The sequence below is a fragment of the Stenotrophomonas terrae genome (assembly GCF_039674165.1).
GTDB lineage: Bacteria > Pseudomonadota > Gammaproteobacteria > Xanthomonadales > Xanthomonadaceae > Stenotrophomonas > Stenotrophomonas terrae_A.
In genome coordinates this window covers 26,928-39,379 of the sequence record NZ_JBDJMY010000041.1, presented here as the reverse complement: position 1 = coordinate 39,379, position 12,452 = coordinate 26,928, and the positions used below count along the sequence as shown (strand labels likewise).

The window sequence follows — 12,452 nt, the reverse complement described above, 5'->3', positions numbered from 1 at the left end:
CGGCTCGGCTGAGGCTTGCCCGTAACACCCCCCGCGCAGCATGGCTCGGCTCTACCTTGGTGCTGGGGGCCGCCTTACTCCATGCCCAGCTTTTTCAGCTTGTAGCGCAGCGCACGGAAGGTGATGCCCAGCTGGGCGGCGGTCTTGGTCTTGTTCCAGCGATTCTCTTCCAGCGCCTTCTGGATGACCGTGCGCTCCATCTGCTCGATGTAGGAGGGCAGGGCGGCGTTGGTCGGGTCGATGTCTACAACGGCTTCCTGGACGACGGTAACGGCGGCTGCCGCAGTGCCGTCGACAGCAGTACGTTGCACCGCGCTCTGCGGCTGCGGCAGGCGCAGGTCGCTGGCGTCGATGCGGTCGCCATCGGCCAGGGCCAGCGAGCGCTCGAGGATGTTTTCCAGTTCGCGGACGTTGCCGGGAAAAGAATAGGCATCCAGCGCTTCCAATGCCGAGGCGGCCAGATGCGGGGGCTTCTGGCCTTGCGATTGCGCCAACCGCTGCAGGATGGTGCCGGCCAGTTGCGGCAGGTCGCTGCGGCGTTCCCGCAGCGGCGGTACCCGTAGTTCGATCACATTGATGCGGTAGTACAGGTCATGGCGGAATCGCCCGTCCTGCACCAGCGTGCCCAGGTCTTTGTGGGTGGCCGAGAGGATGCGCACATCGACGGTGACTTCCGTGGCCGCGCCCACCGGGCGGACCGATTTTTCCTGGATGGCGCGCAGCAGCTTGACCTGCATCTGCAGCGGCAGTTCGGCCACTTCATCCAGAAACAGGGTGCCCCCGTTTGCAGCCTGGAACAGGCCGGGTTTGTCGGCATGGGCGCCGGTGAAGCTGCCCTTGCGATGGCCGAAGAACTCGCTTTCCATCAATTCGCCGGGGATGGCACCGCAGTTGACCGGAATGAACGGCCCGGCCGCGCGCGCGCCCTGGTCGTGGATGGTGCGGGCAACCAACTCCTTGCCGACGCCGGACTCGCCCAGGATGTAAACCGGGGCCTGGCTGCGCGCGACCTTGCCGATGGTTGCGCGCAATTCGTCCATGGCCGGCGAGCTGCCGAGCAGGCGGGTCGCGTTTTCCGGCGGTGGCGGGGTGCTGGGCCGGGCTTCGTTGTTCAGCTCGATGGCATGGCGGACCAGGCCGCGAAGCACATTGATGTCCACCGGCTTGCTGACAAAGTCGAAGGCGCCGGCCTTCAGGGCCTCCACCGCCAGGTCCATGCTGCCAAAGGCGGTGATCATCGCCACCGGTGTAGCAGGATGGTCGCGGGTGATCTCGGTCACCAGCTCGATGCCATTGCCGTCGGGCAGGCGCATGTCGGTCAGGCACAGGTCGAAATGGTTGCTTGCGAGCAGTTCCCGGGCCTCGGCGAGGTTGGCGGCGGTGCTGATCCGCAGGCCCATCCGGCCGAGGGTGAGGACCAATAATTCGCGGATGTCGCGTTCGTCGTCGACGATCAGGGCGCTGTGTGTTGCGTTCATGAATGGAACGATAGCCGAGGTAGAGGCATGTCTACAAACGATTGCATCGAAAAATGGATCATTGGCGCTCACTGCGGGTAAACGCGGTTTTAGGGGTGCTCAGGGTCAGCCGGAAGCAGGCGCCGCCAGCGGGAATGGACACGTAGTCCAGCTGGGCCTGGTTGGCCCTGCAAAGTTCGCGGGCGATATACAGGCCCAGCCCGGTGCCGTGCTCGGAGGTGGTGTAGAACGGCCGGAACAGCTGGCTGGCGATGGCATCGGGAATGCCGGGGCCGCGGTCCATCACGTCGATCACCGCGTTGCGCCCGGCCGAGGCGACACGCAGGCGGATCCGCGCTGGCTCCTCGGCGATGCGCCCATATTTGAGGGCGTTGTGGACCAGCGCCGTCAGCACCTGGTGCAGATGCCGCGGGTCCATCATGGCCACCACCGACGGCTCGCGGATCACCGCTTCCAGGCTGTCGTTTTCCAGTGAAAGGGTCTGCCGGTATTCGAGCACGAAACGCCGTACGAAGGCGACCAGGTCGAGGTTCTCCGGGTTCGCACGTTCGCGCCGGGCCAGCGCCAGCACGCTTTCGACGATGCCGTTGGTACGTTGGCATTGCTGGTGGATGATCTGCAGCAGACGCCGGTCGGCCTCACCCAGGTCCTCCGATTCCTCCAGCAACTGGGTGGCGTAGTTGATCGCCGCCAGCGGGTTGCGGATCTCATGGGCCAGGCTCGCCGAGAACCGGCCCAGGGTGGACAGCGTCAGCGATTCGGCCCGGCGCGAGACCACCGTGGTGTCATCCAGGAAGATCAGCGACATGTCGCTGTCGGCCAGCAGGCGGGCAAAGCGTGGCAGTACTTCGGCCTGCTCGGGGGCGAGCTGCAGCGGCGGTTCGTCTTCGTGCCAGCCATTGCGCCAGCGTTGCAGGCGTCGCGCCAGCTCGGGCGAGGCGATGCTGAGCGCGACCCGGTCGATGGCCAGAGCGCCTTCCATGTCGCCGAGCAGGGCGGTGGCCGCTTCATTGGCCAGGGTGATGCGGCCATTGGTGTCCACTACCAGCACGCCGGTGCGCATGCGGCGGATGATCAGCTCGTTCACTTCGAACAGGTTGGCTACTTCCACGCCGCGCTGGTCGGCCAGCTGCTGGGTGCGGCGGGTGCGGCTGCCGATCTGGTAGGCAATGAAGGTCAGCGCCAGGTAGCTGGTCACGAACATTGCCAGCTCGGCCAGGGTGCGGGTGTTCTGGCTGCCTTCCAGCATCTGCCAGATATATTCGGCAATGCTGGCCGCGCAGGCCAGCAACGCAAGCAGCAGCGCGGGCGACAAGGGCAGCAGCAGGCCGGCTGCCGCGATGTTGAACAGCAGCGACATCGAGATGCCAGCGCTGGCGCCGGGCAGGGCGTGGCTGAGCAGGGTGGCGGCGATGATGTCGATCACCACACTGCCAAACACGATGCGCTGCAGCCAGCGTGCGTTGCGGCCCCAGAGCAGCAGGGCTGCCGACACCAGCAGGTAGGCGATGGAGACTGTCTGCGCCAGCAGCGGTTGGTGCGCCTCGCCCACCATCGAGGTCAATGGCCCGAATACCAGCGCGCTGAGCAGTGCAGCGACCAGCACCCGGTACAACGCAAAAAAGTACAGCTCGCGCGTTGGGATGGATTCGATGCGGTCGATGATCGACGGACTGGGGGCCAAGCCGGATCTCCTATCCAAGCGTAATCACGCCAGTATAGGTGCGCCGGCCACCGGGCGGGGGGCTTGGCGACCTGCCCGGCAATCATCGGCAAGTAGCTGAATTAACAGGCAAAGACGTGCCGTTCTTGGCGATTTGTACAGACTTCTTTGCGTGCCGGGCCGCCGTCGGCGACAATATTGGGCCCGCCCGCCCTGCAAGTTGGCCAGTTTCGGCCCTGTGGTTGCGTGCGGTCGTTCCTATTCCCACGGTGACGCATGAATTTTCACGAGTACCAGTCAAAACAACTGCTTGCCGAATACGGCATCCCGGTCCCGGCCGGCAAGGTCGCTGCGACCCCGGACGAGGCTGTAGCTGCTGCCCAGTCGCTGGGCCAGGGCCCCTGGATGGTCAAGGCTCAGATCCACGCTGGCGGCCGCGGCAAGGCTGGCGGCGTCAAGTTCTGCAAGACCACCGACGACGTCAAGGCCGCTGCGGCCAAGATGCTCGGCACCAAGATGGCTACCTACCAGACTGCCGGCGTCGAGCTGCCGGTCAACCTGGTGCTGGTGACCACCGCCGGTGAGATCGTCAAGGAGCTGTACCTGTCGGTGCTGGTTGACCGTGGCACCAAGACCATCACCTACATCGCTTCTTCGGAAGGCGGCGTGGAGATCGAGCAGGTTGCTGCTGAAACCCCCGAGCTGATCCACTCGCTCAACGTCGACTTCGTTGAAGGCGTGCAGGGTTACCACGGCCGTGATTTCGGCTTCAAGCTGGGCCTGACCGCCAAGCAGGCTGGCCAGTTCGCCAACATCATGGTGAACCTGTACCGCCTGTTCAACGAAAAGGACCTGGCGCTGGTTGAAATCAACCCGCTGGCCATCCTGGACGACGGCAACCTGTACGCGCTGGACGGCAAGTTCGACAGCGACGACAACGCCGCGTTCCGTCAGAAGGCTCTGGTTGCCATGCGCGACAAGACCCAGGAAGACCCGACCGAAGTGATCGCTTCGGAGCTGGACATCAACTACGTCACCATGGACGGCAACATCGGCTGCATGGTCAACGGCGCAGGCCTGGCCATGGCCACCATGGACGTCATCAAGCTCAACGGCGGCGAGCCGGCGAACTTCCTGGACGTGGGCGGCGGTGCCAACAAGCAGCGCGTGATCGAAGCGTTCAAGCTGATCCTGTCCTCGGACAAGGTCGAAGGCATCTTCGTCAACATCTTCGGCGGCATCGTCCGCTGCGACATGATTGCCGAAGGCATCATTGCTGCCGTGAAGGAAGTGGGCGTCAAGGTTCCGGTCGTGGTGCGCCTGGAAGGCACCAACGTGGAAGAAGGCAAGCAGCTGCTGCGTGACAGCGGCATGGCCATCATCCCGGCTGACAACATCAACGACGGCGCCAAGAAGATCGTTGAAGCTGTCAAGAACGCCGCCTGATCCGTCACCGAAGGAAATCCAATGTCTGTTTTGATTAACAAGAACACCAAGGTGATCGTGCAGGGCTTTACCGGCCAGCAGGGCACCTTCCACGCCACTCAGATGGTTGAGTACGGCACCAAGGTTGTTGGCGGCGTGACCCCGGGCAAGGGTGGTACCACCCACATCGACCTGCCGGTGTTCAACACCGTGGCCGAGGCCGTCGAGAGCACCCATGCTGACGCATCGGTCATCTACGTGCCGCCGCCGTACGCGGCTGACGCGATCCTGGAAGCCGCAGCTGCCGGCATCAAGGTCATCGTCTGCATCACCGAAGGCATTCCGGTGCTGGACATGCTGCGCGTCAAGAACGTGCTGACCCGTTCGCATCCGGACACCGTGCTGATCGGGCCGAACTGCCCGGGCGTCATCACTCCGGGCGAGTGCAAGATCGGCATCATGCCGGGCCACATCCACATGCCGGGCAAGATCGGCATCGTGTCGCGTTCGGGCACCCTGACCTATGAAGCGGTCAAGCAGACCACGGAAGTCGGCCTGGGCCAGTCGACCTGCATCGGTATCGGCGGCGACCCGATCAACGGCCTGAACTTCGTTGACTGCTTGAAGCTGTTCAACGAAGACCCGCAGACCGAAGGCATCATCATGGTTGGCGAAATCGGCGGCGACGCTGAAGAAGCCGGTGCCGAGTACATCAAGCAGTTCGTGAAGAAGCCGGTTGTCGGCTTCATCGCTGGTGCGTCGGCTCCGGCCGGCAAGCGCATGGGCCACGCTGGTGCGATTGCATCGGGCGGCAAGGGCACGGCTGAGGGCAAGTTCGCAGCGATGGAAGCTGCTGGCGTTGTCACCGTCCGTTCGCCGGGCGACCTGGGCGCTGCTATCGCGAAGCTGGTCAAGTAAGACTGCGCTTCAGTGATTTGAGAGAGGCCACCTTCGGGTGGCCTTTCTTGTTTTTGGGGTTGGGGGAGGGCGGGGCAAGAGCAAGGGCAAGAGCTTGCCCTCACCCCTACCCCTCTCCCGCGGGCGGGAGAGGGGACAGCCAAAGCCAAAGCCAAAGCCACAGCCACAGCCAAAGCCACAGCCAAAGCCATAGCCAAAGCCAAAGCCAAAGCCAAAGCCACAGCCAAAGCCACAGCCAAAGCCACAGCCACAGCCACAGCCAAAGCCACAGCCACAGCCAAAGCCAAAGCCAAAGCCAAAGCCAAAGCCAAAGCCAAAGCCACAGCCCGATCCCCATCCCGATCCCGATCCCGATCCCGATCCCGATCCCGAGCACGAGTCCGAGTCCGAGTCCGAGTCCGAGCCAAAAGCGGAACTCCGCCCTTTGCTCGGGCTTTGAATCTTTGCTCTGGTTTTGGTGTTGGCTTTGGCTGTGGCTTTGGCTTTGGCTGGGGCTGGGGCTGGGGCTGGGGCTGGGGCTGTGGTTTTGGCTTTGGCTTTGGCTTTAGCTGTGGCTGTGTTCTCGGTTCTAGCCGTTGCTGTCCCCTCTCCCGCTTGCGGGAGAGGGGTAGGGGTGAGGGCAAGCTTCTGCTTTGGCTTCCCAGCCTCCGGCCCAGATCGCATGAAGAGGCGGGAATCTTCCCAACCGAAAGCCTTGTTTCCCCGATTCCAGCCATTGCCCTCCCAGGCAATCGTCTCCCCACAAGGAGACGTCCATGCGCAAAGGCAGTAAAACCAATAGCGCCCGTGCCCTGCGCCGGCGCATGACAGATGCCGAGCGGCGCATCTGGTACTTCCTCCGCAGCCGCCACCTGGTCGGCTTCAAGTTCCGCCGCCAACACCCCATCGGCCCCTATGTCGTGGATTTCGCCTGTCTGGCGCACAAACTGGTGATCGAACTGGACGGCAGCCAGCACGCCACCGACCCCAATGACCCGCGCCGTGACGCCTTCCTGCACCGCAACGGCTACCGTGTGCTGCGCTTCTGGAATAATGAAGCCCTGAGCCACACTGCCGCGGTCTGCGAAAGCATCCTGCGCGCGGCGTTGGCAACACCAAGCCCCCGCAGGGTGCGGGGCCAAGCAGAAGGTTGTTGATATGTCCCAATCGCTACGCATCGCCCTGGCCCAGTTCGATTTCCCGGTCGGGGACGTGGACGGCAACGCCAGCCGCATCATCGAGCTGATGCACGAGGCGCGTGACGAATACGGTGCCGAGGTGGTGCTGTTTCCGGAACTGGCCATCAGCGGCTATCCGCCGGAAGACCTGCTGATGCGGCCGGGCTTCCTGCGCAGCTGCGAGCAGGCGCTGGCGCGGGTTGCAGCCGAAGCGCAGGGCATCGTTGCCGTGGTCGGTTGGCCGCAAAGTGCTGGCGCGGTGGTTTACAACGCGGCCAGCGTGCTGCGTGAGGGCGCAATCGCCCACACCTACCGCAAGCGCGAGCTGCCCAACTACGCGGTGTTCGATGAGCGTCGCTACTTCGATGTGGACCCGGACGGCGGCAATTGCGTCTTCGAGGTCAACGGCGTGCAGCTGGGCCTGGTGATCTGTGAGGACCTGTGGTTCCCGGAACCCCTGGCGGCAACCGCCAAGGCCGGCGCCGAGTTGGTGCTGGTGCCAAACGCATCACCGTACGAGCGTGGCAAGCACGCCCAGCGCGATGCGCTGCTGGCAGAGCGCAGCCGCGATACCGGGGTGGCCATCGCCTACGTCAATACCGTGGGTGGCCAGGATGCGGTGGTGTTCGACGGCGCGTCGGTGGTGGCCGATGGTGACGGGACGGTGCACCCGGCCGCAGTCGCCTTCAGCGAAGAAATGCTGGTGGTCGAGTACAACGTCGCCGCGCGCAGCTTCATGCCGCTGCATTGGATCGACGATGGCGATGAGAGCATGGATGCGCTGGCCTGGCGCGCGGTGACGCGCGGTATCCAGGACTATTGCCGCAAGAACGGCTTCAGCAAGGTATGGCTGGGGCTGTCCGGTGGTATCGATTCGGCACTGGTATTGGCGATGGCGGTGGATGCGCTGGGCGCGGATAACGTCACCGCGGTCAGCATGCCCTCGCGCTATACCGCCGATCTGTCCAACGACCTGGCGGTGGAACAGTGCCGCGCGCTGGGCGTGAAGCTGGAAACGGTGCCGATCGAGCCTGCCTTCCAGGGCTTGATGCAGTCGCTGTCGGCGATGTTCGAAGGCCAGGCGGCTGATGTCACCGAGGAGAACCTGCAGTCGCGCAGCCGTGGCGTGATCCTGATGGCGCTGAGCAACAAGTTCGGCGGCCTGCTGTTGACCACCGGCAACAAGAGCGAGTATGCGGTGGGCTACGCCACCATCTACGGCGACATGTGCGGTGGCTATGCGCCGTTGAAGGACCTGTACAAGACGGAGGTCTATGGCTTGTCCAAGTGGCGCAATACGGTGGGCGGCGCGCCGGTGATCCCGCCGGCGGTGATCACGCGGGCGCCTTCGGCCGAACTGCGTGACAACCAGACCGACCAGGACTCGCTGCCTGCCTACGATGTGCTGGACGGCATCCTGTACCGCTATATCGACCAGGAGCAGTCGCGCGAAGATATCGTCGGTGCCGGTTACGCGCCGGAAGTGGTTGACCGGGTGCTGAAGCTGGTGCGCATCAGTGAATGGAAGCGCCACCAGGCCGCGCCAGGCCCCAAGGTGTCGCGACGCGCTTTTGGCCGCGAGCGGCGCTATCCGATCACCAACGGCTACCGCAGCTGAGCTGCGGGTGGATGTGGTGCAGACAGAGGGGCCGCAAGGCTCCTCTGTCGTTCTGCACCATTCACCCTGCGCGCGAAGGGGCTGGAGCACTGCGAGAGCAAACAATGCGAGCCCCTCTCCCGCACGCGGGAGAGGGGTTGGGGTGAGGGCAGGATGGAAGTGGGATGGTGAACTGAGGCAAGTATTGCCGAAGTTCCAAAGCCAAGAGCCCAAAGCCCAAAGCCCAAAGCTCCCCCCATCCGCCCTTCGGGCACCTTCCCCCGCAGGCGGGAGAAGGGAATACCACAGCCATAGCCACAGCCACAGCCAGAGCCAGAGCCAAAGCCAAAGCCAAAGCCAAAGCCAAAGCCCAAAGCCCAAAGCCCAAAGCCCAAAGCCAGAAACAAGAAAGGGGCCCAAAGGCCCCTTTCCAATCACCAGCAATGTCGCAACGGCTTACTTGCCGCGGTTCATCGTGGCGTTGCTCTGGCCAGTGGCCACCGAACGCTCACCAGCGAACGGGTTGAGCTTGCGGATCATCCACGGGTACTTCGGCCAGTTGCCGGCCAGCCACGGGTGTTCCGGCTGGTTCAGCTGAAGCACGCGACGGGCGTCGTCGGCCAGGGTCTTGTTGCCCAGGTGGGTGTAGGCCTCGCCCAGCAGCGCTACCGCGTCGTACTGGAAGGCGCTCTGCGGGTAGGTCTCAAGCAGGTAGTTGGCGCGGCCAACCACGGACACCCAGGCGCCGCGGCGGGCGTAGTACAGGGCGTCGTCCAGCTCGTGCTGGGCGAAGATGTCGCGCAGTTCGACCATTCGCTGGCGCGCATCGGCGGCGTAGCGGCTGTTCGGGTAGCGCTCGGTGACGATGTTGAAATCGGCATAGGCCTGGCGCGGGGTCGACAGGTCGCGGCGGCTCGGGTCCAGGGACCATACGCGGCGCAGGAAAACCGTATCGCGGTTGCCGTTGGCAAGACCGCGCAGGTAGTACAGATACGCGATGTTGCGGTGGGTCGGGTAGGTGCGGATGAAGCGGTCGATGCTCGACACGGCGTCATCGTTCTTGCCGGCCTTGTACTGGGCGTAGGCGCTTTCGATCATCGCCTGCTCGGTGTACGGACCGTACGGATACTGCGCAATCAGGCGTTTGAAGCTGTTTTCGGCGCCGGACCAGTTGCCGCCCTCCATCAGCTTGTGGCTCTTTTCGAACAATTGTTCGACCGGCGCGCCTTCGTCGGCGTCCTTCTTGGCGCCGCGGTGGCAGCCAGTGGCGACGAAGACCAAAACCAGCAGCAGGGCGGTGAGGCGGACGGGCGCGGACAGCAGCGAGGAGCGTCGGATCATGGGTTCAGGGCAGGACGCGGCAGGAATACGAAGGGGCGATGATAGCCTAGTGGCCTGTCCTGCGACTGACTGTTGTCGTTTGGACCCCATAATTTCGTCTTTAGCCGGTCTTTGCCCATGTCCGAGAACACCTCTTCCAGCCCGCGCCACGCGCAGGTTCCCGATTCCGCCGCCGGTCGTCGCTTCGATGCGGTCGTGGCCGAATTGTTCCCCGAATTCTCCCGTTCGCGCCTCACCGAATGGATCAAATCCGGCGCAGTTCTGCTCGATGGCGAGCTGGTACGGCCCCGCGACCCGGTCCGCGGTGGCGAGATCGCCACCCTGAATGCGGTGCTGGAGGTCGAAGTCCACGCCTTGCCGGAGGACATCCCCCTGTCCGTGCTGTACGAGGACGAACACGTGTTCGTGATCGACAAGCCGGCCGGCCTGGTGGTCCACCCGGGCGCAGGCAATCCGACCGGCACCCTGCTCAACGCGCTGTTGTTCCGTGACCCCCAGATCGCCAAGGTGCCGCGCGCCGGCGTGGTCCACCGCCTGGACAAGGACACCAGCGGGGTGATGGTGGTGGCCCGTACCGTGCAGGCGCAGACCGCGCTGGTCGAGCAGCTGTCCGCACGTGAGGTGCACCGCCAGTACCTGGCGGTGGTGGTAGGCGCGCTGGTCGCCGGTGGCACGGCTGACGCCCCGATTGACCGCCATGCGCGCGACCGCCTGAAAATGGGCGTGCGCGAGGACGGCAAGGAAGCGGTCACGCATTACCGCCTGCGCGAGCGTTTCCGCGCCCACACCGCGCTGGAATGCCGTCTGGAAACCGGCCGCACCCACCAGATCCGCGTGCACATGGCGCACCTGAAGCACGCCATCGTCGGCGACCCGCTGTACGGCGGTTCGTTGAAGCTGCCCAAGGGCGCTACCGATGAGCTGGTCGCGAAGCTGCGCGGCTTCAAGCGCCAGGCCCTGCACGCCGAGACGCTGGAGTTCCAGCACCCGATCACCGGCGAGACCATCAGCAATACCGCACCGGTGCCGGCCGATCTGCAGGCGCTGATCAAAGCGCTGCGTGAGGACTCCAAGGCCTTTGCCGAGCGCGAACGAGGCCGCTGGTAATGGCGCAGGCGGGTCCGTTGTGGCTGGCCGACTGGCCTGCCCCCGCAGGGGTGCAGGCCTTCACCACCACGCGCTACGGCGCCGGCGGCTCGCAGCCCCCGTTTGACAGTTTCAACCTGGGCAACCGGACCGCCGCCGATGGCGACGATCCGGCCCAGGTGCAGCGCAATCGCGATGAACTGCAGCAATTGGCAAAGCTGCCCTCGGCCGCGCACTGGCTGCGCCAGGTGCACAGCAGCGACGTCGTACGCTTCGATGCGCCGCCGCAGGCCCAAGGATTGGAAGCCGAACCGACCGCCGATGCGGCGGTGACCTCGGTGCCAGGGGTGGTGCTGGCCATCCTCACCGCCGACTGCCTGCCGGTGGTGTTCGCCGCCCGTGATGGCAGTGAAGTGGCCGCAGCCCATGCCGGCTGGGGTGGTTTGGCGCGCGGCATGCTGGAAAACACCCTGGCCGCCATGCACACACCCGCTGAGGCGCTGGTAGCGTGGATAGGCCCTGCGGCCGGGCCGGCCCTGTACGAGGTCGGCGTGGACGTGCGCGAGGCCTTCCTGGCGCATTCCAGCGCCGCTGAGCAGCATTTCGTCGCTACCCGGCCCGGTCACTGGAAGGTGGATCTGCCCGGGCTGGCCCGGCAGCGGCTGATGGCAGCTGGCATGCAGTCTGCGGCCATTCACGGCGGCGAGCTGTGCACCATGGCCGATCCGCAGCGCTGGTTCTCGCACCGGCGTGATCGCCGCAGCGGGCGCATCGCCACGCTGGTGTGGATGGCGCCGTGAACACGCCGCTGTTCGCGCAGGTGCTCGGCCCTGCGTTCGAGCAGCTGCCGCCACAGGTACGGGCCCTGCATTCCATTCCCGCGCATCAGCGTTGGAGCGGGCAGGGCGAGGTGCTGCGCGGCAGTCATTGGCTGGTTGGCCCCTGCGCCTGGCTGGCGCGCTTGCCGCCGACCTCGGCGGTACCGGTGACGGTGGAGTTCGTGATCGACGCCGGCGGGGAGCGTTGGAACCGGCAGTTTGGCCCTGCGCGCATGGCCTCGCGGCTATGGCAGCGCGAGGGCCGCCTGTTCGAGCAACTGGGCGCGCTGCGTTTCCGCTTTGGTCTGCGCGAAGAGGGCGGTCAGATTCTGTGGCGGGCCGAGCGCGCCTGGGCGTTCGGGGTGTTGCCGCTGCCGGCACGCTGGTTTGCGCAGGTGCACTGCCGGGAGCGCGAGCATGGCGGGCGTTATGAATTTCTGGTGGACGTGTCGATGCCGTTGATCGGGCGGCTTATCCGTTACGAAGGCTGGCTGCTGCCGGAGCCGTCGCATGGCTGAGCCGGCGGTGATCGTGTTTGATGGCGTCTGCGCACTGTGCAGCCGCTGGGTACATTTCCTGCTGCGCTTTGATCGCCAAGGGCGCTACCGGTTTGCGGCGATGCAGGGCGGGCAGGGGCGCGCGCTGTTGGCTGCGCATGGGCTGGACCCGGATGACCCGCTGTCGTTTCTGTTGGTTGCCGAGGGTGTGGCCTATACCGACACGGATGCGATCCTGCGGGTGGTGACCGGGTTGGGCGGGGTATGGCGCTTGGCTGGGCTTGCGCGGGTGTTGCCGGCGGCGCTGCGGGACCCTGCATACCGCTGGTTGGCGCGGAACCGGTACCGCTGGTTTGGGCGGCATGACAGCTGTTTTCTGCCGACGGCGGAGCAGCGCGGGCGGTTTTTGGACTGAGTGCTTTGGTTTGGGGTTTGCTTGGGGTTTGCTTGGGGTTTGCTTGTTAGAAGCCTC

Annotated in this window: 11 protein-coding genes; 8 read left to right on the top strand and 3 right to left on the bottom strand. The window is 64.9% G+C overall.

Annotation, left to right across the window (positions count from 1 at the left end):
• Positions 1-74 precede the first annotated feature (74 nt).
• Both ABE493_RS15410 and ABE493_RS15405 read right to left on the bottom strand, forming a co-directional pair.
• Positions 75-1,478: a sigma-54-dependent transcriptional regulator gene (locus ABE493_RS15410; RefSeq protein ID WP_346499778.1), complete on the bottom strand. Its 1,404-nt coding sequence runs from the start codon at positions 1,476-1,478 to the stop codon at positions 75-77.
• Between the two features lie 58 nt (positions 1,479-1,536).
• Positions 1,537-3,162 (bottom strand): sensor histidine kinase, encoded by a 1,626-nt coding sequence (locus ABE493_RS15405; RefSeq protein WP_346499777.1) that lies wholly within the window; start codon positions 3,160-3,162, stop codon positions 1,537-1,539.
• Between the two features lie 255 nt (positions 3,163-3,417).
• Between ABE493_RS15405 and sucC the strand changes: the two genes are divergently transcribed.
• The 4 genes from sucC (at position 3,418) to ABE493_RS15385 (ending at position 8,259) form a co-directional block, all read left to right on the top strand.
• Positions 3,418-4,587 carry an ADP-forming succinate--CoA ligase subunit beta gene (gene sucC / locus ABE493_RS15400; RefSeq protein ID WP_346499776.1) on the top strand — a complete coding sequence of 390 codons (1,170 nt, stop codon included), beginning with the start codon at positions 3,418-3,420 and terminating at the stop codon, positions 4,585-4,587.
• Positions 4,588-4,608: 21 nt separating this feature from the next.
• Positions 4,609-5,484 (top strand): succinate--CoA ligase subunit alpha, encoded by an 876-nt coding sequence (sucD, locus tag ABE493_RS15395; RefSeq protein WP_057629766.1) that lies wholly within the window; start codon positions 4,609-4,611, stop codon positions 5,482-5,484.
• Positions 5,485-6,239: 755 nt separating this feature from the next.
• Positions 6,240-6,620, top strand: a complete 381-nt coding sequence (locus tag ABE493_RS15390) for an endonuclease domain-containing protein (RefSeq protein WP_346499775.1) — start codon at positions 6,240-6,242, stop codon at positions 6,618-6,620.
• 1 nt (position 6,621) lies between these two features.
• Positions 6,622-8,259: an NAD+ synthase gene (locus ABE493_RS15385; protein WP_346499774.1), complete on the top strand. Its 1,638-nt coding sequence runs from the start codon at positions 6,622-6,624 to the stop codon at positions 8,257-8,259.
• Positions 8,260-8,694: 435 nt separating this feature from the next.
• Here ABE493_RS15385 and ABE493_RS15380 read toward each other — a convergent pair whose 3' ends face one another.
• Positions 8,695-9,579 (bottom strand): outer membrane protein assembly factor BamD, encoded by an 885-nt coding sequence (locus ABE493_RS15380; RefSeq protein ID WP_057628762.1) that lies wholly within the window; start codon positions 9,577-9,579, stop codon positions 8,695-8,697.
• A gap of 117 nt (positions 9,580-9,696) precedes the next feature.
• On the opposite strand from ABE493_RS15380, the gene rluD reads away from it, so the two are divergent.
• Genes rluD through ABE493_RS15360 form a run of 4 tightly spaced genes read left to right on the top strand, consistent with a single transcriptional unit; the run spans position 9,697 to position 12,395 of the window.
• A complete protein-coding gene (gene rluD, locus ABE493_RS15375; protein WP_346499773.1) occupies positions 9,697-10,686 on the top strand; it encodes a 23S rRNA pseudouridine(1911/1915/1917) synthase RluD in 990 nt (329 codons plus the stop codon).
• Complete coding sequence (gene pgeF, locus ABE493_RS15370; protein WP_346499772.1) at positions 10,686-11,465, top strand: peptidoglycan editing factor PgeF; 780 nt, start codon at positions 10,686-10,688, stop codon at positions 11,463-11,465. Before rluD ends, pgeF begins: the two co-directional genes overlap by 1 nt.
• Positions 11,462-12,001 carry a DUF4166 domain-containing protein gene (locus ABE493_RS15365; RefSeq protein ID WP_346499771.1) on the top strand — a complete coding sequence of 180 codons (540 nt, stop codon included), beginning with the start codon at positions 11,462-11,464 and terminating at the stop codon, positions 11,999-12,001. The genes pgeF and ABE493_RS15365 overlap by 4 nt, the downstream gene beginning before the upstream one ends.
• On the top strand, positions 11,994-12,395 hold the full coding sequence (locus tag ABE493_RS15360; RefSeq protein ID WP_346499770.1) for a thiol-disulfide oxidoreductase DCC family protein: 402 nt from the start codon (positions 11,994-11,996) through the stop codon (positions 12,393-12,395). The genes ABE493_RS15365 and ABE493_RS15360 overlap by 8 nt, the downstream gene beginning before the upstream one ends.
• Positions 12,396-12,452: the final 57 nt, after the last annotated feature.